General features: G+C 71.9%; 22 protein-coding genes and 1 riboswitch. Of the genes, 17 read left to right on the top strand and 5 right to left on the bottom strand.

Translation table 11 applies throughout. From position 1 onward, the window contains the following. Positions 1-102 precede the first annotated feature (102 nt). The 5 genes from tenA (at position 103) to ACFY2K_RS08300 (ending at position 5,207) form a co-directional block, all read left to right on the top strand. Entirely contained in the window at positions 103-771 is a 669-nt protein-coding gene (gene tenA, locus ACFY2K_RS08320) for a thiaminase II (protein WP_380526142.1), read from the top strand. A 182-nt stretch (positions 772-953) separates the two neighbouring features. Then, on the top strand, positions 954-1,154 hold the full coding sequence (locus ACFY2K_RS08315; protein ID WP_375891922.1) for a DUF5326 family protein: 201 nt from the start codon (positions 954-956) through the stop codon (positions 1,152-1,154). Positions 1,155-1,310: 156 nt separating this feature from the next. After that, positions 1,311-1,446, top strand: a riboswitch (TPP riboswitch). Then, positions 1,441-3,255, top strand: coding sequence for a phosphomethylpyrimidine synthase ThiC (gene thiC / locus ACFY2K_RS08310; RefSeq protein WP_387710343.1), 1,815 nt, complete (start codon positions 1,441-1,443; stop codon positions 3,253-3,255). It overlaps the preceding riboswitch by 6 nt. 186 nt (positions 3,256-3,441) lie before the next feature. Then, positions 3,442-3,888: a DUF5994 family protein gene (locus ACFY2K_RS08305; protein ID WP_387710341.1), complete on the top strand. Its 447-nt coding sequence runs from the start codon at positions 3,442-3,444 to the stop codon at positions 3,886-3,888. A 59-nt stretch (positions 3,889-3,947) separates the two neighbouring features. After that, positions 3,948-5,207 (top strand): DUF4241 domain-containing protein, encoded by a 1,260-nt coding sequence (locus ACFY2K_RS08300; RefSeq protein WP_380641008.1) that lies wholly within the window; start codon positions 3,948-3,950, stop codon positions 5,205-5,207. Between the two features lie 123 nt (positions 5,208-5,330). On the opposite strand, the gene ACFY2K_RS08295 is transcribed toward ACFY2K_RS08300, so the two are convergent. Beyond that, complete coding sequence (locus ACFY2K_RS08295) at positions 5,331-5,717, bottom strand: VOC family protein (RefSeq protein ID WP_375891928.1); 387 nt, start codon at positions 5,715-5,717, stop codon at positions 5,331-5,333. Between the two features lie 140 nt (positions 5,718-5,857). Between ACFY2K_RS08295 and ACFY2K_RS08290 the strand changes: the two genes are divergently transcribed. Continuing rightward, a complete protein-coding gene (locus tag ACFY2K_RS08290) occupies positions 5,858-6,751 on the top strand; it encodes a LysR family transcriptional regulator (protein ID WP_387710339.1) in 894 nt (297 codons plus the stop codon). A gap of 38 nt (positions 6,752-6,789) precedes the next feature. Here ACFY2K_RS08290 and ACFY2K_RS08285 read toward each other — a convergent pair whose 3' ends face one another. The 3 genes from ACFY2K_RS08285 to ACFY2K_RS08275 all read right to left on the bottom strand — a co-directional run bounded on the left by ACFY2K_RS08285 (position 6,790) and on the right by ACFY2K_RS08275 (position 10,631). Then, complete coding sequence (locus ACFY2K_RS08285; protein ID WP_387710337.1) at positions 6,790-7,722, bottom strand: hypothetical protein; 933 nt, start codon at positions 7,720-7,722, stop codon at positions 6,790-6,792. A 284-nt stretch (positions 7,723-8,006) separates the two neighbouring features. Then, the gene (locus tag ACFY2K_RS08280; RefSeq protein ID WP_380526151.1) at positions 8,007-9,302 is read right to left on the bottom strand and encodes a metallophosphoesterase; all 1,296 of its coding nucleotides are present in this window, start codon (positions 9,300-9,302) and stop codon (positions 8,007-8,009) included. A gap of 171 nt (positions 9,303-9,473) precedes the next feature. Then, complete coding sequence (locus ACFY2K_RS08275) at positions 9,474-10,631, bottom strand: LacI family DNA-binding transcriptional regulator (RefSeq protein ID WP_360243017.1); 1,158 nt, start codon at positions 10,629-10,631, stop codon at positions 9,474-9,476. A gap of 358 nt (positions 10,632-10,989) precedes the next feature. Here ACFY2K_RS08275 and hisC point away from each other — a divergent pair, with 358 nt between their 5' ends. From hisC to ACFY2K_RS08220, 11 genes are all read left to right on the top strand, one after another. Next, positions 10,990-12,075, top strand: a complete 1,086-nt coding sequence (hisC, locus tag ACFY2K_RS08270; protein WP_380526154.1) for a histidinol-phosphate transaminase — start codon at positions 10,990-10,992, stop codon at positions 12,073-12,075. Between the two features lie 320 nt (positions 12,076-12,395). Further along, positions 12,396-13,784: an efflux RND transporter periplasmic adaptor subunit gene (locus ACFY2K_RS08265; RefSeq protein ID WP_380526156.1), complete on the top strand. Its 1,389-nt coding sequence runs from the start codon at positions 12,396-12,398 to the stop codon at positions 13,782-13,784. 2 nt (positions 13,785-13,786) lie between these two features. Beyond that, complete coding sequence (locus ACFY2K_RS08260; RefSeq protein ID WP_375891938.1) at positions 13,787-14,590, top strand: ABC transporter ATP-binding protein; 804 nt, start codon at positions 13,787-13,789, stop codon at positions 14,588-14,590. After that, a complete protein-coding gene (locus ACFY2K_RS08255; protein WP_375891940.1) occupies positions 14,587-15,798 on the top strand; it encodes an ABC transporter permease in 1,212 nt (403 codons plus the stop codon). Before ACFY2K_RS08260 ends, ACFY2K_RS08255 begins: the two co-directional genes overlap by 4 nt. A 13-nt stretch (positions 15,799-15,811) precedes the next feature. Continuing rightward, entirely contained in the window at positions 15,812-16,447 is a 636-nt protein-coding gene (locus ACFY2K_RS08250) for a hypothetical protein (protein WP_387710334.1), read from the top strand. Positions 16,448-16,559: 112 nt separating this feature from the next. Beyond that, the gene (locus tag ACFY2K_RS08245; protein WP_380592937.1) at positions 16,560-17,291 is read left to right on the top strand and encodes a Scr1 family TA system antitoxin-like transcriptional regulator; all 732 of its coding nucleotides are present in this window, start codon (positions 16,560-16,562) and stop codon (positions 17,289-17,291) included. Then, on the top strand, positions 17,284-17,484 hold the full coding sequence (locus ACFY2K_RS08240) for a DUF397 domain-containing protein (RefSeq protein ID WP_387710331.1): 201 nt from the start codon (positions 17,284-17,286) through the stop codon (positions 17,482-17,484). Before ACFY2K_RS08245 ends, ACFY2K_RS08240 begins: the two co-directional genes overlap by 8 nt. A 204-nt stretch (positions 17,485-17,688) precedes the next feature. Beyond that, on the top strand, positions 17,689-19,377 hold the full coding sequence (locus ACFY2K_RS08235; protein ID WP_380592933.1) for a CocE/NonD family hydrolase: 1,689 nt from the start codon (positions 17,689-17,691) through the stop codon (positions 19,375-19,377). Between the two features lie 103 nt (positions 19,378-19,480). Next, positions 19,481-19,903, top strand: coding sequence for a hypothetical protein (locus ACFY2K_RS08230; RefSeq protein WP_380592931.1), 423 nt, complete (start codon positions 19,481-19,483; stop codon positions 19,901-19,903). Positions 19,904-19,951: 48 nt separating this feature from the next. After that, positions 19,952-20,461 carry a GNAT family N-acetyltransferase gene (locus ACFY2K_RS08225; protein ID WP_380592929.1) on the top strand — a complete coding sequence of 170 codons (510 nt, stop codon included), beginning with the start codon at positions 19,952-19,954 and terminating at the stop codon, positions 20,459-20,461. Between the two features lie 233 nt (positions 20,462-20,694). Next, complete coding sequence (locus tag ACFY2K_RS08220) at positions 20,695-21,117, top strand: hypothetical protein (RefSeq protein ID WP_380592927.1); 423 nt, start codon at positions 20,695-20,697, stop codon at positions 21,115-21,117. A 73-nt stretch (positions 21,118-21,190) separates the two neighbouring features. Here the strand turns inward: ACFY2K_RS08220 and ACFY2K_RS08215 are convergent, their stop codons facing one another. Then, the gene (locus ACFY2K_RS08215) at positions 21,191-21,565 is read right to left on the bottom strand and encodes an SMI1/KNR4 family protein (RefSeq protein WP_380401026.1); all 375 of its coding nucleotides are present in this window, start codon (positions 21,563-21,565) and stop codon (positions 21,191-21,193) included. Positions 21,566-21,949 lie beyond the last annotated feature (384 nt).

Below are 21,949 nucleotides of genomic sequence, written 5' to 3'. Positions count from 1 at the left end.
GGGAAGCTCCCACCGGACGAGTTGGTGCCGAACGCCCCTGGTCCCGGAGGCGGACGCGACGGAGCCGAAGGGCGGGGGCGCAGCCGTCGTAGGGTCGTGGGCATGACCCGTAGCCTCAGCGAAGAGCTCTGGGCGTCGATCGAGCCGATCTACGCCGAGATCCTCGCCCACCCCTTCATCGGCGGCCTCACCGACGGCACCCTGCCGCGCGAGGCCTTCCGCCACTTCGTCGTCCAGGACTCGCACTACCTGCGCGACTACGCCCGCGCCCTCGCCGTCTGCGCCGCCAAGGCCCCCGGCGAGGCCGACGTGCGGGCCTTCGCCGACGACGCGGTCGGCGCGCTCGCCGCCGAGCAGGGCATGCACGCCGAGTTCCTGACCGCCTTCGGCGGCACCGCCGAGGAGGCCGCCGCCGAACCGGTGCTGCCGACCACCCGCGCCTACACCAGCTACCTGCTGGCCACCGTGTACGGCGGGTCCTTCGCCGAGGCGCTCGGCGCGGTGCTGCCCTGCTACTGGATCTACGCCCGGGTCGGCGAGGCACTGCTCGCCCAGGGCTCCCCCGACCCGCTGTACGCCAAGTGGATCGCCACCTACGGCGACGAGGCCTTCCAGTCCGTGGTCCGCCGGGTGCTGGCGCTCACCGACCGGCTCGGCGAGGAGCTCTCGGCGGCCGAACGCCGCCGGGTGGTCGAGCACTTCACGACCACCTCGCGCTACGAGTGGATGTTCTGGGACGCCGCCTGGCGCGGCGAGCGCTGGCCGGTCTGAACTCGTTCCCCCGCCGTTTCTCGGGGGTCTTCCCGGGGGGTGGGATCGGGGTGATCTAGGGGTTCTCTCCGGGCCGAAGGCCCTCGTTCCGCCGCTTCCGCCGCCGTAAGCTCGAAGCATCGAAAGCAAGCGGGATGCGGTTACCGGACGGCGGCCGACCCGAGGGGAGAAGAGGAACCGACATGGCTGAGCTCTGGAAGTCGCTGCCCTCCTGGGTGCGCAACATCGTCATCCCGGTGCTGGTCCTGGTGCTGGCCTGGAACGTCATCGCCTTCGTGTTCGGCGTGGTCGGCGCCCTGCTGAGCATCGTGATCAAGCTGCTGGTGGTCGTCGGCATCGCCGCCGCCGTGGTGATCCTGGTCAAGAAGGCCGCCAAGAACTGACCCCGCTCCGCGCACCGCGCGGAGCACCTCCGGAGGCCCGGCACCCCGTTCGCGGGGGCCGGGCCTCGGCCGTTCCCCCCGCGGATCCGTTTCGGGGACCGTCTGGACCTGCGGCGATCGGCTCGCTACCGTGTTGGCGTCATGTGCAGGCAACACCGCCTGCGACGCGGGAGCTCGGAGCACCGGGCTGAGAGGACGCTGACCGGACCGTCGACGGACGGACCGACGGCTGCGTCGACCGCAGGAACCTGGACCGGGTAATGCCGGCGTAGGGAGTGAAGGTCAGATGACCACGTTCGAAGCACAGCCGCAGCCTGCCCGCAGCACGCCCAGCAGCGAGCGCACCGGCTACCCCACCCCGGCCTGGCGCAAGGCCTACCGCGACGGATCCCGCCCCGACCTGCGGGCCCCGTACCGCGAGGTGCAGCTCACCAACGGCCGGACCGTGCCGCTGTACGACACCTCCGGCCCGTACACCGACCCGGCGTACGAGCCCGACGTGCGGCGCGGGCTGCCCGCCCTGCGCGACGCCTGGATCCGCCAGCGCGGCGACGTCGAGGAGTACGACGGCCGCGAGACGCGCCCCGAGGACGACGGGATCAAGCACACCTCCCCGCGCGGCGGGAACCTGCGCAACCTGGACGCGGTCTTCCCCGGCCGCCCGCGCCGTCCGCTGCGTGGCCGCGGCGGCGTCGCCGTCACCCAACTCGCCTACGCCAAGCGGGGCGTGGTGACGCCGGAGATGGAGTTCGTGGCGCTGCGCGAGGGCCTGGAGCCGGAGTTCGTGCGGGACGAGGTGGCCCGCGGCCGCGCCGTCATCCCGGTGAACGTGAACCACCCCGAGGTGGAGCCGGCCGTCATCGGCACCAACTTCCTGGTGAAGATCAACGCCAACATCGGCAACTCCGCCGTCACCTCCTCGATCGAGGAGGAGGTGGAGAAGATGACCTGGGCCACCCGCTGGGGCGCCGACACCGTCATGGACCTCTCCACCGGCCGCAACATCCACACCACCCGCGAGTGGATCCTGCGCAACTCCCCCGTGCCGATCGGCACCGTGCCGCTCTACCAGGCGCTGGAGAAGGTCGACGGCAGGGCCGAGGAGCTCAGCTGGGAGGTCTACCGCGACACCGTCATCGAGCAGTGCGAGCAGGGCGTCGACTACATGACCGTCCACGCGGGCGTGCTGCTGCGGTACGTCCCGCTCACCGCGCGCCGCAAGACCGGCATCGTCTCCCGCGGCGGCTCGATCATGGCGGCCTGGTGCCTGGCGCACCACCAGGAGAACTTCCTCTACACCAACTTCGAGGAACTCTGCGACATCCTGGCCGCCTACGACGTCACCTTCTCGCTCGGTGACGGCCTGCGGCCCGGCTCCATCGCCGACGCCAACGACGAGGCCCAGTTCGCCGAACTGCAGACCCTCGGCGAGCTCGGCCGGATCGCCCGCGAGCGCGACGTCCAGGTGATGATCGAGGGCCCGGGCCACGTCCCGATGAACAAGATCAAGGAGAACATGGATCTCCAGAAGGAGATCTGCGACGAGGCGCCGTTCTACACCCTCGGCCCCCTCACCACCGACGTCGCCCCCGGCTACGACCACATCACCTCGGGCATCGGCGCCGCGATGATCGCCTGGTGGGGCACCGCGATGCTCTGCTACGTCACGCCCAAGGAGCACCTGGGCCTGCCGAACCGGGACGACGTCAAGACCGGCGTGATCACCTACAAGATCGCCGCCCACGCCGCCGACCTCGCCAAGGGCCACCCCGGCGCCCAGGCCTGGGACGACGCCCTCTCCGACGCCCGCTTCGAGTTCCGCTGGGAGGACCAGTTCAACCTGGCCCTCGACCCGGAGACCGCCCGCGACTTCCACGACGAGACCCTCCCCGCCGAGCCGGCCAAGACCGCGCACTTCTGCTCCATGTGCGGCCCGAAGTTCTGCTCGATGAAGATCTCCCAGAAGATCCGCGACGAGCACGGTGACGGTTCCACCGCCGTCACGACGGACTTCGACGCCGAGGCGCTGGCCGGCATGGCCGAGAAGTCCGCCGAGTTCGCCGCCCAGGGCAACAAGGTCTACCTCCCCCTGGTCGACTGACGCGCTGACCGGCGCCGGCCCGCGTCCCGGAGGGGAGGACGCGGGCCGGCGCCGGTCGGCCGGGCTCCGGGGGAGGCTGCGGCGGAGTAGCGTGGGGGTAACCGAGGACATTCCGAACACCGGCAGCAGCGCCGACGTCGCCCTGGGTGGTGATGGGTCCCGCGTGGACCGGACGGGCGGCTCCGTATGATGCCGATTCCTCTCCCCAGCTCGTTCCCCTCCGGGCCGTGGCCGGTCCCGGGCGTCCCGTTGCTCCCGCGGCTGGAACTGGAGCCGACGATGACGCGGGACGGCGTCTTCGACGGGGCCTGGTGGCCCCGTTCGGACCGTGTCCTCGCCGAACTGCCGGACCTGATCACCGCACTCGGCGCCCACTTCGGACGGATCGTCCGGGTCGGCCTCGACACCTCGGCCTGGGACGGCGTGCCCAGGTCGGTCGCGGCGAACGGCCTGACCGTCAAGATCAACTGGTTCCCCGGCAGCGATGCGACGATCAGCATCACCCGGGGCTTCCAGGACCACTTCCTGCTGCTGGTGGTGCCGCCCGGCACCGCCCCGGCGACGGCGGCCGCCGCGATGGCCGGCGCCTCGGCGACCGGGAACCACACCCCGGCCGCGGAACTGCTGCACTGAACCGGGCTGTCGGCGGGCTCCGGTACCTTGCTCGGACCGATGAGCGAGGAGGCGTGCGGGTGAGCGGTCCGGTGGTCGAGTTGGGCCATGCCGAGGGGTGGGACTTCGCGGCGGGTGCCGCGGTGGGCGCGTTGCGGCCGCAGGAGGCGCGGGCCCGGGACGCGGCGGGCCTGCCGTACGTCGTGGTGTACCGGAGCGCGGGGCGTTCGGTGCCGCTCGAAGTGCGCCTGGTGTCGTGGCGGGACCACTACGCGGGTGTGTGGGTGTACGACGAGCACGGGCGACGGGTGGAGCACCTGGAGCTGCGGCTGCTGGAGGAGGGCCGGCTGCTGCGGAGGTACCACGAGCGCTGGGGCTACTCGGGCCCGGAGGCACCGGAGTTCGACCGGGTCGCCGACCGGATGGCGGTCGAGCTGTTCCCGGGCGGACGGGGCCGGGTGTCGCACCGGCCCCGAGGGGACGCCGGGCCCAGGACGGTGACCGTGCCGAGTGCCTCCGAGGAGGAACGTTGGCTCCGGCGGCCGGACTTCGACGACTGGCCGCTCCTCTCGGCCGACCGGTGGGGGCTCGACGGCACGGTCCGGCCCACCGCGGCGCCGCTCACGGAGCCGGTGTCCGCAGCCGCGGCGGAGCCGTGGCTCCCGCCGCGCCCGGGCGGGCCGGGGGACCTCCCCGCCCTGTTCGTGCCCGGCACCCGGCTCACCACCAGCGATCACCGGGAGAACATGGTGGTGCTGGAGCCGAAGGCCGGCCCACGCCTGCGGGTCCCCAGCGGCCGGCTGGCGGTGGCCGATCCGCTCGACACCGGGCGGCCGGACATCACGGTCGAGGTGCTGCCCGGCAGCTACCCGACGGAGGTGGCGACGATCGGGTTCGGGTACCACTGCGAGTTCGAGGGTGCCTGGGTCGAGCGCACTGGGACACCAGCGCTCCGGCTGCGGGTGGGCGACGGACCCGTCGACTCCTGGACGATGGCCCTCGGGGAGGGGGACGACCTCAGGCTGCTGCGGGACGGCGAGGCGTACGGGTTCAGCACGGACGGCGCGACGGGGTGTTTTGCGGACGCCGGGGCCTGGCCGGTCCTCCAGAAGCGGTTCCGGCGCGCCCTGGTGGACCGGGACGAGGAGGCCGGTGAGGACCTCGACTCCGGCTCCGGGTTCTTCCTGCGTACCGTGGACGAGGAGTCGGGCGCGGACCTGCTCGCGTTCGCCACCGACAGCGACGGCACCCACCCGGTGTGGCTGGGCCTCGACGGGTCCGGGGGCGTGGTGTGCGTCATCGTCCAGGTGGACTGGCTGCCCCATCTGAAGATCGTCTGAGCGGCCCGGACGAGCGGCCCGGACGAGCGGCCCGGGACCAACGGTCCGGACGAGCGGCCCTGAGGCGTACTGCGGGTGCCGACCCGGTCCTCCCCCGAGGGTCCGGGGCGGCACCCTGCTCTTTCAGCCGGTGGTGTCCTGCGGGTACCAGCGGAGTTCGACGGTGTTGCCGTCCGGGTCCTGGACGTAGAGGGAGGTGGCGGTGCCGCGGGCGCCGTAGCGGGGGCCGGGGCCGTCGAGGACGGTGAAGACGCCGGAGTCGACGACCTCCTGCCAGTCGAGGGGCTCGACGGTGAGGCAGATGTGGTCGACGTTGGACTCGTGGCGGGGGCGGTGGAAGAGGTCGATGATCGTCTCGCCGCTGACCCGGACGGAGGGGAAGGAGACCTTCCCGGCGCGCCATTCGTCGACCCGGACGGGAGCCAGGCCGAGCAGGCCGGTGTAGAAGGCGAGCGACCGCTCGATGTCGGCGACGTTGAGGACCAGGTGGTCGAGGGCGACGACGCGCATGGTGATCGGCTCCGGTGGTGTGGTGTCTCGTGCGGTGACGGGGTCAACGATCCTCCGGCCCGGGGGCGGTCATCAATGGCGGATCACCGTACGATCGTTGAGCCCGGTTAAACGATGCCGGGTCGAAGGGGTGGGGCGGCATGCTGGAACGGCTGGAGACCGAGGTCTTCCTCGCCCTGACCGAGGAGCTGCACTTCGGGCGGACCGCCGAGCGGCTGCGGCTCAGCACCGGGCGGGTCAGCCAGGTGGTCAAGGCGCTGGAACGCCGGATCGGCGTCCCGTTGTTCGACCGCTCCAGCCGGTCCGTCCGGCTCACCCCGGTCGGGCGGCAACTGGCCGCGGACCTCGCCCCGGTGGTGGCCGCGATGGAGGAGGCGGTGCGCCGGGCGGTGGACGCCGGGCGCGGGGTGACGGGTGGGCTGAAGGTCGCGTTCCTGGGCGAGTGGACGGCGCCGGTGCTGTTCAGGGCGGTGGCGCTGTTCGGCGAGCGGCACCCCGAGTGCCGGGTGGACGTGCGGGAGGTGCAGCTCTCCAACTCCCGGGCCAGCCTGGAGGACGGCTCGATCGACATCCTGCTGGCCTCCTACCCCTTCGGCGGCATGGCCGTCGGTCCGGTCCTGCTCAGCGAGCGGCGGCTCCTGGCGGTGCCGGCCGGGCACCCGTTGGCCGCCGAGGCCTCGGTGTCGCTCGAAGTCCTCGGGGACCACCCGGTGGTGCAGTACCCGGCGGTCACCTCGGTCGGCTTCAAGCGGGACCGCACCCCCGACCGCACGCCGTCCGGCCGTGCCGTGCCCAAGGGCCCGTCGGGCAGTACCTTCTCCGAGATGCTCAGCCTGGTCGCCCTGGGCCGGGGCGTCCTGCCGGTCGGCGAGCACTGCCGCCGCTACTACCCGCGCCCCGACCTCGCCTACGTCCCCATCCACGACGCCCCGCCGATCGAACGCGGCCCGGTCTGGCTCCCGGGCAACACCACCGAGCGCGTGCGCGCGTTCGTCCGGGCGGCAGCCGAGGTGGCCGCCGCGGCAGGGAGGTAGGGCGCCCGGCGCGGCTGCCGACGGGCTTCCGGGCGTGGTCAGCCGACCTCGTCCGGGCCGGTGAAGTCCGGCGGGGTGTAACCCGGGCCGGTGAAGTCGGGCGGGGTGAAGGCGGCCGGGCGGGGGCTGCGGCCCTGGGGGTCGGTGATGCCGTCGGGGCCGGGGCTGGTGAAGGCCGGCGGGCTGTAGCCGGGGCTGGAGAAGTCGGGGCGGGCGAAGTCGGGGCGGGTGGGTTCCGCGCCGGTGGCGTCGGGGCCGGTGGCGTCGGGGCCGGTGAAGTCCGGGCTGGAGAAGTCCGGGCTGGTGTAGCCGGGGGCCGGGCGGCCGGCGACGGCGGGCAGGTGGCCGTGGAGGTAGGGCAGCAGGCCGCGTTCGCGCAGGGCGGTGCGCCACTCCGCGCGGGCGGCGCCGAGTTCGGCGGCCAGCTCGGGGTCGGTGCCGGCCGGGACGGCGGCGGCGCCGTCCCGTAGGGCGGTGAGCAGCAGGCCTATGACACCGACGGCCATGGCGGCGACCCCGGCGGCGAGCGCCACCCAGCCGGCGGTGACCATCGCGCGGGCGAGCGCGAGGCCGGAGCCGGCGGCGCGCATCAGGTAGCCGACCAGCAGCAGGACGAGGGCGGCGGCCCAGGCGAGGATCGGGGTGAGCACGGTGAGGACGGGGAACAGCCCGGCGCCGCCGTCGGCGGAGCGCAGCTGGCTGAGCAGGCCGGGGGCGTACGGTTCGACGTCGGCCGGCGGCGGGGGCGTGGCCCGCAGGGTCTCGCGCAGCGCGGTGTAGTGGGCGTACTCGGTGGCGGCGGCGGTGTTGACGGCGTCGGCGTCGCGCAGGGCGAGGGCGCGGAGCTGGTCGGTGCCGAGCGCGCCGGGGGCGCGCAGGGCGGTGAGGACGGTGCGGTCGCGCAGGGCTTCGGCGAGGAGGCGCTCGTACTCCGGGCGGTCCTCGGCTAGCAGCGGCGGGGGGTTGGACATGGGGACCCCGTTCATGCGGACCCCCGGCCCGGCGGCGAGGACGCGGGACCGCATCGAGGACGCGGGACATCCTCAGGGCACCGGGGCGGGCGCGGAGGCGGGCCGCCGGACGGGCGGCCGGGTGTGGTGTGCCTCATGGTAGGGGCGGGTGCGCCCGTGCTGACAGTCGGTTTCCGGAATTTCGCGCCCCGGCCCGCGCGCGCGTGGGGGCGCGAGCGCCGGGAACAACTGTTCCAGTGATGCCGATGACTGTCAGGCCGTCAGGTCAGAAGGTCGACAGGTCGTCAGATCGGCAGCCGCGCGACCAGCAGCCGGCCCTCCATGGTGACCCCGCCGTCCATCGCCACCGCCAGGTCGTCCGCGTACACGTACGGCCCCGGGATGTGCGGCGGCTGCCCGTCGTCCGCGTGCACGGCGCCGGTGAGGTACGGGATCGGGCTGTGCCCGTGCACGACCCGGCTGCCGCCGAAGGTGTCGAGCAGCTCGTGGACGGCCATCGGCCCGGCGTCGCCGCGGAAGGCGAAGCGCTTGGTGAAGCGGCGGAAGCAGTCCCACCACTCGTCCACGCCGCCGTCGGCGAGCAGGCTGTGCACCGCGTCGTTGACGTCCGGGATGGACTCGCCGTACTCCAGGTACGCCGTGGTGTCGGAATGCAGCAGCAGGTGGCCGTCCTCCAGGCCCATGGCGGGCAGCCGGGAGAGCCAGCTGATGTGGTGGGCCTCCAGCCGGTCCAGGTCGTTCTGCTGGCCGCCGTTGAGCCGCCAGGCGGCGAGGAAGGAGGCGGTGCCGGCGGTGGACTGGACGGGCTCGTCGCCGTACTTGGCGGCACCGAGGAAGAGCAGTTCGTGATTGCCCATCAGGGCGCGGCAGTAGCCGCCGGCCGCGGCGGCCTCCGCGGCGAGCTGCATGACCAGGTCGATGACGCCGATGCCGTCCGGGCCGCGGTCGGTGAAGTCGCCGAGGAACCAGATCCGGGCGCGGCCGGCGGACCAGTGGCCGCCGTCGTCGATCAGGCCCTGGTGGTGGAGTTCGGCGCGCAGCTCCTCCAGGTAGCCGTGCACGTCGCCGACGACGTAGACCGGGCCGGGGGGCTCGCCGGGGCCGGGGGCCGGGTACGGGTAGGTCGGCGCGGAGGGGTCGGGCAGCGGCGGGCCGAGCTCGATGGTCGGCGGGTCGTCGCGGTCGGTGAGCTGGTCGCCGAGCTGGTCGGTCAGCTGGTCGCCGAGCTGGTCCGCGAGCTGGAGGGCCGGGGAGGGCTGGTCGGGCAGGGTGGGCTCGTAGCCGGTGTGGTCCTGCTGCCCGTAGCCGCCGCGCTCCTGGGGTTCGTAACCGCCTTCGTAGCCGACCTGGGCGTGCACGGTGTGCCCCTGCCCCTGCCCCTGGCCGTCGTGCCAGTGCTGTTCCAGGTAGCGGGCGCCGCCGTAGCCGCTGTAGGTCTCCGCTTCGTACGGGGTGTCCTGGTAGCCCTGGGCGGGTTCGGGTTCGTAGTAGGTGCCGTACGGCAGCACGTCGAGGTCCGGCTGGTGGCGGGGGCCTGAGTGGGGGTGCTCAGGTCCGGGGAAGCGGTCCTCGGGTGTCATTCGCCCATCATAGGAAGACCACTCTCCCGCCGTCGTCACCTGGTGGGTATCCAATCCTCCGGAGCGTCAGCCGGGCGGTCCCGCAGGGTCCGTTTTGCCCCGGCTCGGTAGGGTCTCGTGGGTTTTTCGTGGGCGTACCGGCGGCTGTTCGCCGCCTTCCCGCCCGCTGCGCTACACCTCGCCCGGGGGGCGCGGCGGGCTGACGGTGGTGCGCGGGCTGCGGCGCTGGGAGGAGGCGCGGACGATCAGTTCGGTCGGCATCAGGGTGCCGGGGGGCGGGCCGTTGCCGGCGGTGCGGAAGCGGGGCGGGAAGAGCCGGGCGATGTCCACGCCCGTCCCGGAGTCGACCCCCTCGATGGCGTCGATGAGGAGGTTGACCACGGTGGTGCCGATCTTGCGCGGTTTGAGCGAGAGGGTGGTGATCGGCGGTTCGGTGGCCGCGTAGACGTCGCTCTCGCTGCAGGTGACCAGCAGCAGGTCGTCCGGGACCCGCAGGCCGTACCGGCGGGCGGCGGCCAGCAGGTCGGTGCCGTTGGGGTCGAACAGGCCGTACACCGCGTCCGGGCGGTCCGGGCGGGCGAGCAGCCGGTCGGCGGCGACGGCGCCGGCCGCCGGGTCGTGCGCGGGGTAGGCCTCGTACACCGGCTCCTGGCCGACCTTGGCGCACCAGCCGAGGTAGGCCTCGGTGGAGAGCCGGGTGTAGGTGTCGGTGCTGGTGCCGGTGAGCAGGCCGATCCGGCGGGCGCCGGCCTCGGAGAGGTGGTCGAGGATGCCGAGCACGGCGGCCTCGTGGTCGTTGTCGACCCAGGCGGTGACCGGGCAGTTGCCGGGCTTGCCGTCGCTGACCACCGGCACGCCGGACCGGTACAGCTCGCTGACCAGCGGGTCCTGGTCGGGCGGGTCGATCACCACGGTGCCGTCCAGGGCGATGTTGCCCCAGACGTCGTGGCGGGAGGAGGCGGGCAGCACGACCAGCGCGTAGCCGCGGCCGAGGGCGGCGCTGGTGGCGGCCCGGGCCATCTCGGCGAAGTAGGCGAACTCGGTGAAGGTGAAGGGTTCTTCGCCGTACGTCGTGACGGTCAGCCCGATCAGGCCGGACCGTCCGGTGCGCAGGGTGCGGGCTGCGGCCGAGGGGCGGTAGCCGAGGCGCTCGGCGACCTCGCGCACCCGGCTGCGGGTCTCGTCGGGCAGGCGGCCCTTTCCGTTCAGCGCATCGGAGACGGTGGTGATCGACACTCCGGCGGCTGCTGCCACATCCCGGATGCCGGCCCGCTCCAGACGCCGTGAGGTGGTGGGACGCCGACCGCTCTGGTTGGCTGCTGCTGTCATGGCGGACCGATCGTATGGCTCCTGACAAGGGTCTGTGACCGGCGCATCGGGAGCCTTTGGAGATACGTTTCTCCATGAGTGAGCCGGGGTGCACCCCTTCGATCCCCTCCCGAATCCAGCCGTCTTACCTCTGACATGTGCCAAAGGAACCGGGCAGAATGGCTGATCTGCGCCTGTCACCCGTCCGGGCATCTCACTCCTACGGGTGAGGGCGGTCGGTATCGTGCAAGGCACCCGACCGGGGTTGGTCCGGGCGCGTTCCGGGATTCCCGGGGACGTGGCCAGGTACCGCGGCACGGCGGCGATCCCGGCCGTGCGAGGGCGGGCGGACCGGCAGAGAAGACGAAGGAGTACGACCGTGAGCAGTGGTACCTCAGCGCCGGGCCCGCGCCTGCGCCCGAGCCTGGACGGCATCCCCACCTACAAGCCCGGCAAGCCGGCCGGCGCCGACGCCTACAAGCTGTCCTCGAACGAGAACCCGAACGACCCGCTGCCCGGCGTCCTGGAGGCGGCGGTCGCGGCGGCCGGCTCCTTCAACCGCTACCCGGACATGGGTGTCAGCGAGCTGACCGCCGTCCTCGCCGAGCGCTTCGGCGTGCCCGCCGAGCACATCGCCCTCGGCACCGGCTCGGTCGGCGTCGCCCAGTCGCTGGTGCTCGCCACCGCCGGCCCGGGCGACGAGGTGATCTTCGCCTGGCGCTCCTTCGAGGCCTACCCGATCATCACCCAGATCGCCGGCGCCACGCCCGTCCCGGTCCCGCTCAAGGACAACGGCGACCACGACCTGGACGCGATGCTCGCCGCCGTCACCCCGGCCACCCGGCTGGTCTTCGTCTGCAACCCCAACAACCCCACCGGCAACGTGATCCACCGCGCCGAGCTGGAGCGCTTCCTGGACGCCGTCCCCGGTGACGTCCTGGTCGTCGTCGACGAGGCGTACATCGAGTTCATCCGCGACGCCGAGGTGCCCAACGGCATCGACCTCTACCGCGACCGCCCCAACGTCTGCGTGCTGCGCACCTTCTCCAAGGCGTACGGCCTGGCGGGCCTGCGGGTCGGCTTCGCGATCGCCCACGAGCCGGTCGCGAACGCGCTGCGCAAGACCGCCGTCCCGTTCGGCGTCAGCCAGCTCGCCCAGGACGCCGCCGTCGCCTCGCTGCGCGCCGAGGAGGCGCTGCTGGAGCGGGTCGAGGCGCTGGTCGCCGAGCGCACCCGGGTCGTCGCCGGGCTGCGCGCCCAGGGCTGGGACGTCCCGGACTCGCAGGCCAACTTCGTCTGGCTCGGGCTCGGCGAGCGCTCGCAGGACTTCGCGGCGGCCTGCGCGGCGGCCGGGGTGATGGTCCGGCCGTTCCCGGAGGGCGTGCGGATCTCGATCGGCGAGACCGAGGGCAACTCGATCTTCCTGGCGGTGGCGGAGGGCTTCCGCAAGGAGATCGACGGCTGAGGCCGGTCGCCTTTCCGCCCGCAGGGGCGCACTCCGGTCGGGGTGCGCCCCTGCGGCGTCCCGGGGCGCGGGGGCGCGCGGGGCGGGCGCGCGGGGCCGGCTGGGGGGCAAGGCGTGTCTGAGGGCCGTCTGAGGAAGCCCTCCCGGATGGCCGGAGATTGCTGGGAGAGCGCTGGGAGTTCGGCCAACGATCGCCCTTGCCCCGCCCAAGCCGCCCGCGCGGGCCGGTGGATATAGGAGGGATGTCCGGATCCGGCCGGTCAGTCTTCTCCCAGCCGCCGCCCAGGGCAGCGCAAGAGCGCCCGGCGAAGCTGTCCGCCATGAAGGTGCTCCCACGGCGGCGCGGTGCCGTCCTCGTCAACTCCGCGCTCGGCGTGGCCCTGCTGGGCGGTGCGGCCCTGGTGTACGCCACGCTCGACGGCAGCGGCGGCACGGCCGCCGCCAAGCCGGTCGCCCGTACCGCGACCGTCACCAAGGGAACGGTCCTGGCCACGGTGTCCGGAACCGGCACCCTGGCCTCCCCGACCGACGCCGCCCAGGACTTCGCCACGGGCGGGCGGCTCACCGCGGTCAAGGTCGCGGTCGGCGACGCCGTCAAGAAGGGCCAGGTGCTGGCGACGGTCGACACCACGGCGGCCCAGCAGCAGGTGGACGCCGCCCAGTCCGCGCTCACCACGGCGAACGCCAACCTCACCAAGGCGCAGGCAGGCGTCACCACCACGACCACCGAGCCGCTGCCCGGGGCCACACCCCCGGCGAGCGGCGGCAGCGGCTCCGGTGGGGGTCGCGGGGCGGGCGGGAGCAGTACGCCCGCCCCGCAGACCACCACCATCACCACCACCAAGGTCGACGACGCGGCCGTCGCCCAGGCCCAGCAGCAGGTCGCCACCGCGCAGACCACCCTCACCAACGCCCAGGCGGCGCTTGCCGGGACGACGCTCACCGCCTCGGTGGACGGCACGGTCGCCTCGGTCTCGGCGAAGGTCGGGGACACGGTGGGCGCCACGACCTCCGGCGCGTCCTCCTCCTCGGCCACCAAGTCCACTGGTAGCAGCGCGAGTTCGGGATCGCCCAGCGGCTTCATCGTGCTGACCAACCCGACCGGGATGCAGGTCACCGCCAACTTCTCCGAGCTGGACTCGCTCAAGTTGAAGAAGGGCGAGGCCGCCACCGTCACGCTGAACGCCCAGTCCGACACCAAGCTCAACGCGACCGTGCTGTCCGTCAGTTCGCTGCCGTCGAGCAGCGGCAGCGGCGCGGCCGGCTCCTCCGCCGTCCAGTACGCGGCCACCCTGCAGCTCAGCGGGGACACCAGCACGCTGCGCACCGGCCTCAGCGCGACCGTCCAGGTGATCACCGGCGAGGCGGACAACGCGCTCTCGCTGCCGACCTCGGCGCTGTCCGGCACCGGCACCTCGCGGACCGCCACGGTGGTGCACGAGGGCGGGGCCACCGAGCGGGTCGACGTCGGCGTGGGCGTCGAGGGCGACAGCACCGTGCAGGTGACCTCCGGTCTCAAGGAGGGCGACAAGGTCCAACTCCCCACCACCAGCGGCACCAACGGCTTCCCGAACGGCTCCTTCCCGGGCCTGGGCGGCGGTGGCGGCGGCGGTGGCCGGGGCGGCAACGGCGGCGCGGTCGGCATCCCGGGCGGTACCGGCGGCGGTGCCGGTGGCGCCGGTGGCGGCGGCCGCGGCGGTAAGGGCTGAGCATGCAGCACGTCATCGACAAACGCGTCCCCGCGCAACCCGTGCCGGTGATCCGGATCAGCCGGCTCACCAAGTCGTACGGGCACGGCGACGCCACCGTGCACGCCCTGCGCGGCCCGTCCCGGCCCGGGACGGACGAACCGGCCGGCGTCGACCTGGACATCGAACAGGGCGACTACGTCGCCGTGATGGGCAGTTCGGGCTCCGGCAAGTCCACCCTGATGAACATCCTCGGCTGCCTCGACATCCCCACCTCCGGCCGCTACCTGCTGGACGGCACCGACGTCGGCCACCTCGACGAGCAGCAGCTCGCCCTGGTCCGCAACCGCAAGATCGGCTTCGTCTTCCAGTCCTTCAACCTGGTGCCGCGCACCACCGCCCTCGCCCAGGTCGAGCTGCCGCTCGCCTACGCGGGCGTCCGGTCGGCGGAGCGCCGGCGGCGGGCGATGGCCGCGCTGTCCCTGGTCGGCCTCGGCGAGCGGGCCGGGCACAAGCCCAACCAGCTCTCCGGCGGCCAGCAGCAGCGCGTCGCGGTGGCCCGGGCGCTGGTCACGGCGCCCGCGATGCTGCTCGCCGACGAACCGACCGGCAACCTGGACAGCCGCTCGACGGAGGAGGTGCTGGGCCTGATCGACGGGCTCAACGCCACCGGCCGCACCGTCGTGCTGATCACCCACGAGGACGAGGTCGCCCTGCACGCCAAGCGGGTGCTGCGCCTGGTCGACGGGCAGATCGTCAGCGACGTCCGGCAGGCGCCGGTCGACGGGCCCCCGCCCGCCCTGCGCCGACAGGGGGTGTCGGCGTGATCCTCTGGCAGACGCTCCGCTTCGCGGTCGGCGGCCTGGCCGCCAACAAGGTGCGCTCCGCGCTCACCATGCTCGGGGTGCTGATCGGTGTCGCTTCGGTGATCCTGCTGCTGGCGGTCGGCAACGGCTCCTCCCAGGCGGTGAAGGACTCGATCACCTCGCTCGGCACCAACTCCCTCACCGTCAGTGCCGGTTCGGCGGCCGGTGGCTCGCGGGCCACCTCCTCGGTGAAGAAGCTGACGGTCGCCGACGCCAAGGCGCTGGCGAGCGACACCGACTCGTCGGCGATCAAGTCCGTCGCGCCGGTGGTCACGACGAGCGCGACGGCGCTGTACGGGAACATCTCGTACAGCCCCGGCTCGGTCGTGGGCACCTACCCCGCGTACTTCGAGACCTCCAACCAGAAGGTCGCCCACGGCGACTACTTCACCGAGGACGACGTGCTCGGCTCGCGCAAGGTCGCGGTGCTCGGCGCCACGACGGCCAAGCAGCTGTTCGACGCCGAGGACCCGGTCGGGAAGAAGATCGTGCTCGGCGGGACGCCGTTCACGGTGGTGGGCGTGCTGGCCGCCAAGGGCGGCAGCGGGTTCACCGACCCGGACGACGTGGTGATCGCGCCGCTGCCGACCGTGCAGAACGCCTTCACCGGCTTCGGGGCGGTCAACCAGATCCTGGTCCAGGCGTCGTCCGCCGACACGACCACGGCCGCGCAGTCGGAGATCACCCGGGTACTGCTCGGGACGCACGCGATCACCGACCCGACCAAGGCCGACTTCCGGATCACCAACCAGGCCTCGCTGCTGACGGCCCGGGAGAGCACGACCAAGACCTTCACCGTGCTGCTCGGCGCGGTGGCCGCGATCTCGCTGCTGGTCGGCGGGATCGGGATCACCAACATCATGCTGGTGACGGTCACCGAGCGGACGCGCGAGATCGGCATCCGCAAGGCGCTCGGCGCGCCCCGGGCCGTCATCCTCGGGCAGTTCCTGACCGAATCGACCCTGCTGTCGGTGATCGGGGCCGGGCTGGGCGTGGCGGCGGGGATCGTCGGCTCGCACTTCAGCATCGTCGGCATCAAGCCGGTGGTCATCCCCGAGTCCGTAGTGGGCGCCTTCGGCATCGCCGTCGCCATCGGACTGTTCTTCGGCAGCTACCCCGCCAACCGGGCCGCCTCGCTGCGGCCGATCGACGCCCTCCGGCACGAGTAGGAGCACTTCTTCGATGGAGCACGACGAACAGGTCGCCCTGCTGGCCACCGCGCCCGACGCGCGGGACGTGAGCGCGGAGCTGGCGGCGCCGCCGCGGCGGAAGCTGCCGTGGCTGTCGCTGGTGCTGGCCGGTGGCGTGATCGCCACCGGGGCGTTCGCGGGCGGGGTCTGGTACCAGCAGGGGCAGGGCGGGACCTCCTCCGGTGGCAAGGCGCCGGCTCGGGCCGCCGCGGCGGGCGGCCAGGCGGCGGGCGGGTACGGACAGGGCGGTCAGGGTCAGGGTGGCGGGCGCCGGGGCGGCCAGGGTCAGGGTGGCCAGGGCGGTCAGGGCGGTGGCCAGGGCGGCTTCGCGCGCGGCACCGTCAAGGCCGTCGACGGCTCGACGGTGTACCTGACCGACGCCAACGGCAACACGATCAAGGTGACGACGGGGGACTCGACCAAGGTCCAGCTCAACAAGCAGGGCAAGGTCGCCGACCTCCAGCCCGGCCAGAGCGTGACCGTCGTCGGCACGCCGGACTCCAGCGGCGGCTACAACGCCACCCAGCTCGTCGAGGGCGCCGCCGGTGCCGGAGCGGGCGGATTCGGCGGTGGCGGTGCCGGAGGCGGCTTCGGCGGCGGCGCCCCCAAGAGCCCGTCCGGCGGCTGACCCGGTACCGCCGGACGCCACTTCGCCCCGCTGGAGCCATCCAGCGGGGCGAAGTGCTGCCCGGGCCCTGCCTGGTGGCCGCCGCTGGTACCAGTTGAAGGGAGGTGATCGCGTGGCACGGACCGAGTACTACGACGATCCCGACGCCCCCGAGCCGAACCGGCTCGTCGTGGCGGCGTCTGCCGTCGTGACGGATGCCGAAGGGCGCATCCTGCTCCAGCGGCGCACCGACAACGGTCTGTACGCGCTGCCGGGCGGAACCATGGATCTCGGCGAATCACTGCCGGGCACGGCCGTCCGGGAGGTTCGGGGGCTCTCGGCCTACACGATGGCCTTCATCCACGGGCTGCTCCAGACGAACGACTATGCCTCGGCCGTCTTCGCCCGCTCCTATCCGCCGCTTCCGAGTCATGAGGTCGATCTGAGAGCGGCCTTCCGCCTGCGGCGTCAGCACATCGTCCGGTCCGAAGCGACCCCGTTCACCGCGTACATCCATGAGGCGGCGCTGCGCATGCAGTTCGGCGGAGCCAGGATCCATGCCGAGCAACTCGGTGCTCTGGTGGACGTTTCCGGTCAGTCCAATATCTCAGTTCGAGTCGTCCTGTTCGACGCCGATACGATCCCGCTCCCGAATGAGAACTTCACCTACGCCGAAGGACCGGTGCAGGAACTCGATACGGTCCAGGATGACTCGGGCGTCGGTAACTTTCTCTTCGATGCACCAGCTCACACAGCTCGGTTCCGGTCGCTACTTGCCCAGATTGACTCGGCTGCCCTCACGGTAGGCGAGTCGCGAGATTTCATTCGATCCATCAAGAAAGACATGGAAAGCAAGTATGTCTAACTCTGTTTGGCAGAAGTCCAGTTACTCAGGTTCCAGTGCTGACTGCGTTGAGGTTCGCACTGTCGACGGGCTGATCGAACTTCGCGAATCCGATGAGGGCGATGTCATCGTCCGCACCACCGCTCCGAAGTTCGCTGCACTCCTCCGAGGCGCCAAGGCGGGCGAGTTCGACCACCTGATCACCAACCCCTGAGCGGATCGTTCCGGCGGCCTCCTGCTCCCCGCAGGAGGCCGCCGGCGTGTGACGGGCTCCGCCCTCCTTCGGCTCTGGGGGTTTGAACCGCGCCGTTCACCCATTCGAGTGACCATCCTCGAACGTGCCCCGGGATGATCGCCGCGAAGCGAGCATGGCTCCGACAGTTCGTCACCATCCTTGCCACCAAAGGCGGTTACACCCATGCCCGTTTCCGATTTCCCGGAGAACCCGTTCGTCGTCAACGCCGACGACCTCGCCAAGCTGGACGCGATCCGCGAGGCACTTCTCGACCCGTCGCCGCGCCGGATCGGGCGCCTGGACCAGTGGGGTCTGGCCGACACCTACGAGACCAACGCGGAGGTCGCCACTTACCGGGAGCTCTCGATCGCCATGGCGGACGGGACGATGATCGACGCGTCCCTGAGCATCCCGCGCAACCTCGCGCCGGGACAGACCGTTCCGGCGGTCGTCCTGCCCGCCCCGCTGATCAACATCGGACACCGGGCCTACCTCGGCATGTTCCCGCGTCTGGCCCTGGGCGGCTACGCCGTCCTCGCCTACAGCCAGCGGGGTCTGGCCGCTTCCGGTGGTGAGATCCACGTCGCCGGGCCGCAGGACGTGTCCGATGCCACCGAGATCATCAACTCGCTGGTCCAGATCGACGGTGTCGACGCCGAACGGATCGGGTTCTTCGGCTCCTCCTACGGCGCCGGGACGAGCCTGTTGGCTGCTGCCAAGGACCGCCGGATCAAGGTCGTGGCCGGCACCAGCGCGTGGGGCGACCTCTTCGCGTCGCTCTACGAGAACGGCACCCGCCACCTCAAGGCCTTCGAGGCGCTCGTGCAGCTCTTCGGTGAGGAGCGCTGCTCGAAGGAGTTCCGCGGGATCATCGAGAAGATCCGGAACAACAACGTCGACGACGAGGTCCGGGAGTTCGCGGCCGAGCGCTCGCCCCGTACGCACCTGAGTGCCTACAACGATGCCGCGACGCCGATCATGCTGACCACGGCCTGGCACGAGACGATCTTCTCGGTGCCCGCCGTCATCGACCTCTTCACCAACCTCGCGGGCCCCAAGTCGCTGCTCGTCCAGGTCGGCGATCACGGAAACGGCGAACTGGCCGGTCTGGCGGGCCTCCTCTCCAAGCCCACCGAGATGGCCTACCGCTGGCTCGACCACCACCTCGGCGGCAACGCCGGTGACGGACGCGAGCCGCGGTTCGGCGTCCGCTCGGAGTACATGCACAACCTCCTCTCCGACCTCTTCCACGACAGCTGGGAGGACTACGCCCTGCCCCGCAAGCGCTTCCACCTCGCCGGACCGGTCGCGGGCCAGCGTGACGCCCAACTGGTCGAGGGGGAGCCGCAGTCGGGCTGGACCCGCGCCGTCAAGGCCACCGGACGGGACACCGAGGTCGTCGTCGCCCCGAAGCTGGTCCAGACCGGCCTGGCCGAGCGGATGGGCCTGCCGCACGTCTACAAGACCGACAGGATCGACCGCGAGCTCGCCGCGATCTGGACCACTGCGCCGCTGACCCAGCCCATGCGCGTCCAGGGCGAACTGGAGCTGCGGGTGACCGTGAAGCCGCGGGCCATGGACGCCACGATCGTGGCCTACCTGCTGGACTGCGACCCGGCTACCGGCAAGGCCCACATCATCACCAACGCCCCGTACACCGTCACCAACCAGCAGGCCGGCCAGGCCAGCACGGTGACCTTCCCGCTCCAGCCGGCCCACTACGTCCTGGCCCAGGGCCGCGTGCTCCAGCTGGTCATCGGCACCCACGACCAGTTCTTCGCGGACGCCAACTCCGTCCCGACCAGCCTTGAGATCACCTCCCCCGTGGGCGCCGAGTCCTACCTCGACATCCCGCTCAGCCCCCTCGACTGATCCGGGGTGGGTCTGGCCCCACCCCAGGTGTGGGGCCAGACCCGTGTTCCGTCCTCCGCCGTCTCCGTAGATTCGTTCTCACCACGACACGGAGGACAGAACAATGGCGATCACCGCGACGGAGACCCTCACCAACTCCCGTACCGACGAGGTCTTCTCTCTCGCGAAGAAGTGCCTCACGCTCTTCGGAGCGATCGGTGTGATCACCCTCGCGACCGTGGTCGTGATGGCGTTCACCGGGCACGCGAGCACCCCGTTCATGTGGATCCGCGGGGTCATCTTCCCCGCTCTGGCCCCGGTGCTCCTGCGGATCACCGCGCGGGCTGCGGGCGGCGACTACAAGGCCCTGGACCGGATCCGGACGGTCGCCACCGTGATGCCGATCGCCGTCATCGCCGTGGACCTGATCCCCGGGATCTGCCCGCCCTGGTACGCCGTCCTCCAGGGCCTCTCCGCCCTGGCGGTCCTGCCGATCGCCTTCCTCACCCGCACCAAGGCCGTCACCACCGCGATCCCCAAGCCGTGACCCCGATCGCGGCAGCACCCCGGAGCCCGGCCTCCTACACTCCCCGCCATGACAGCCATGGAGCCAGTGATCCGCCCGGCGACCCCCGCCGACCTGGGCGCGGTGGCCGAGATCTACGCCCACTACGTCCACCACACGGTGGCCACCTTCGACGAGACCCCGCCGCCCCTCGCCGCCTGGCAGCAACGGCTGGACGACCTCACCGCCCAGGGGCTGCCCTTCCTGGTCGCGGAGGTGGACGGCGAGGTCGCCGGCTACGCGTACGCAGGGCCCTTCCGCCCCAAGGCCGCCTACCGGCACACCGGCGAGAACTCCATCTACCTCGCCCCCGCCCACACCGGGCGAGGCCTCGGCACAGCCCTGCTGGCCGCCCTGATCGACGCCTGCGCCGAGACCCACCTGTGCCAACTCGTCGCCGTCATCGCGGACTCCGGCTCCGAAGCCTCGGCCGCCCTGCACCGCCGCCACGGCTTCACCGACGCGGGCCGCCTCACCGCCGTCGGCCACAAGCACGGCCGCTGGATCGACACCGTCCTGTTGCAGCGCGCCCTCGCCTGACCCTTCGTCTGGCCCTCGTCCGACCCTCTTCGGAAACCCCACCCAGCGCAGGAAGTCGGACCCGCCGACTTTCTGCGCTGATGCGTTTCTCGGTGTGTGCGTGTGGGGGAAGGTTTCCGCTCCGCCGGCGCCTGGGGTGGGTCTGGGCCCACCCCAGGTGTGGGGCTGGACGGGTTCTGGGTCTTCCGTCGTCTCCGTAGATTCGTTCTCACCACGACACGGAGGACAGAACAATGGCGACCACGGCATCGGCGACCGGCACCAACTCCCGTACCGACGAGGTTTTCTCGCTCGCGAAGAAGTGCCTTACGCTCTTCGGTGCGATCGGTGTGATCACCCTCGCGACCGTGGCCGTGATGGCGTTCACCGGGCACGCGAGCACCCCGTTCATGTGGGTCCGCGGGGTCCTCTTCCCCGCCCTCGCCCCGGTGCTGCTGCGGATCACCGCCAGGGCCGCCGGTGGCGACTACAAGGCTCTGGACCGGATCCGGACGGTCGCCACCGTGATGCCGATCGCCGTCATCGCCGTGGACCTGATCCCCGGGATCTGCCCGCCCTGGTACGCCGTCCTCCAGGGCCTGTCCGCTCTCGCGGTCCTGCCGATCGCCTTCCTCACCCGGACCAAGGCCGTCACCACCGCCATCCCCAAGCCGTGACCCCGATCGCGGCAGCACCCCGCGGCACAGGAAGTCGGCCCTACCGACTTCCTGTGCCGCACCGCTGTTGGCGTTACTGGTACCAGTCGTCGCCGCCCTGGGCGAGCGAGCGGCCCAGGTAGTCCCGCAAGTCCCGTGCCACCCACCGGCGGCTGTCGGACTCGTGCTCCCAGACGAAGATGTCCGGACGCACCGGAGTCCGCACGAAGGCGAACTGGTCCCCGCCGCCGTTGTCCCCGAAGAACAGCAGGGCGTCGAAGGGCATGTACAACTCGGCGAAAGAACGGTCGGACCGGAACAGCAGGTTCTGTTCGACGATCTGCTCGACCGACCAGACGGTGTCCACCCAGGTGCGCCCGACGACCCCGTCGCTCTCCAGCAACAACTCCCCCAGCTCACCGGGCAACCCGAACCCGAGCCGCCGCTCCGCCTCAGCCAGCGCCGCCACCTGCACGGGTTCCCGGAACCCCACCTCGGAATAGGCCCCAAGAGCCGTTTCTCTCCACATCCCCCGCACACTACCCAGCCCGCCCTGCGCCCCCGCGCCCCGCGCCCCGCGCCCCCGCCCGCCTCTTGCCGCGACCCGGCTCGACTCGACTGCTTCTCCGAGTTCGAACGGGGGGCGTTCCGGCCGACCACCGTTGTTGCCGCTCACGGGCGACAGAACCCGGCGTACAGGCCGACTCCATCCGCCGTACCAGGGGCTTTGCCCCCGGAAGGGCCTCTGACCTGCGTCGGAGGCCCTTTCCGCTCTTTCGGCCGCTTGCCGTGTTACGCGGCGAAAAGTCCCTCGAACGTCCCTCGGACAGCGCTGAAAGTCCCAGAAAAGTCC

The organism is Kitasatospora sp. NPDC001309 (assembly GCF_042896295.1).
Taxonomy (GTDB): Bacteria; Actinomycetota; Actinomycetes; order Streptomycetales; family Streptomycetaceae; genus Kitasatospora.
The sequence above is the reverse complement of the archived record's forward strand: the minus strand, read 5'-3'. Positions and strand labels throughout refer to the sequence as shown.

Excerpts from the sequence above, each read along its gene's own strand:
- ACFY2K_RS08265 (WP_380526156.1), top strand. The coding sequence starts at position 12,396 with ATGAAGGTGCTCCCACGGCGGCGCGGTGCCGTCCTCGTCAACTCCGCG.
- ACFY2K_RS08275 (WP_360243017.1), bottom strand. The coding sequence starts at position 10,631 with ATGACAGCAGCAGCCAACCAGAGCGGTCGGCGTCCCACCACCTCACGG.
- ACFY2K_RS08305 (WP_387710341.1), top strand. The coding sequence starts at position 3,442 with ATGATGCCGATTCCTCTCCCCAGCTCGTTCCCCTCCGGGCCGTGGCCG.
- ACFY2K_RS08230 (WP_380592931.1), top strand. The coding sequence starts at position 19,481 with ATGGCGATCACCGCGACGGAGACCCTCACCAACTCCCGTACCGACGAG.
- ACFY2K_RS08260 (WP_375891938.1), top strand. The coding sequence starts at position 13,787 with ATGCAGCACGTCATCGACAAACGCGTCCCCGCGCAACCCGTGCCGGTG.
- ACFY2K_RS08290 (WP_387710339.1), top strand. The coding sequence starts at position 5,858 with ATGCTGGAACGGCTGGAGACCGAGGTCTTCCTCGCCCTGACCGAGGAG.
- ACFY2K_RS08295 (WP_375891928.1), bottom strand. The coding sequence starts at position 5,717 with ATGCGCGTCGTCGCCCTCGACCACCTGGTCCTCAACGTCGCCGACATC.
- ACFY2K_RS08225 (WP_380592929.1), top strand. The coding sequence starts at position 19,952 with ATGACAGCCATGGAGCCAGTGATCCGCCCGGCGACCCCCGCCGACCTG.
- thiC (WP_387710343.1), top strand. The coding sequence starts at position 1,441 with ATGACCACGTTCGAAGCACAGCCGCAGCCTGCCCGCAGCACGCCCAGC.
- ACFY2K_RS08240 (WP_387710331.1), top strand. The coding sequence starts at position 17,284 with ATGTCTAACTCTGTTTGGCAGAAGTCCAGTTACTCAGGTTCCAGTGCT.
- ACFY2K_RS08315 (WP_375891922.1), top strand. The coding sequence starts at position 954 with ATGGCTGAGCTCTGGAAGTCGCTGCCCTCCTGGGTGCGCAACATCGTC.
- ACFY2K_RS08285 (WP_387710337.1), bottom strand. The coding sequence starts at position 7,722 with ATGTCCAACCCCCCGCCGCTGCTAGCCGAGGACCGCCCGGAGTACGAG.
- tenA (WP_380526142.1), top strand. The coding sequence starts at position 103 with ATGACCCGTAGCCTCAGCGAAGAGCTCTGGGCGTCGATCGAGCCGATC.
- ACFY2K_RS08250 (WP_387710334.1), top strand. The coding sequence starts at position 15,812 with ATGGAGCACGACGAACAGGTCGCCCTGCTGGCCACCGCGCCCGACGCG.
- ACFY2K_RS08280 (WP_380526151.1), bottom strand. The coding sequence starts at position 9,302 with ATGACACCCGAGGACCGCTTCCCCGGACCTGAGCACCCCCACTCAGGC.
- ACFY2K_RS08220 (WP_380592927.1), top strand. The coding sequence starts at position 20,695 with ATGGCGACCACGGCATCGGCGACCGGCACCAACTCCCGTACCGACGAG.
- ACFY2K_RS08235 (WP_380592933.1), top strand. The coding sequence starts at position 17,689 with ATGCCCGTTTCCGATTTCCCGGAGAACCCGTTCGTCGTCAACGCCGAC.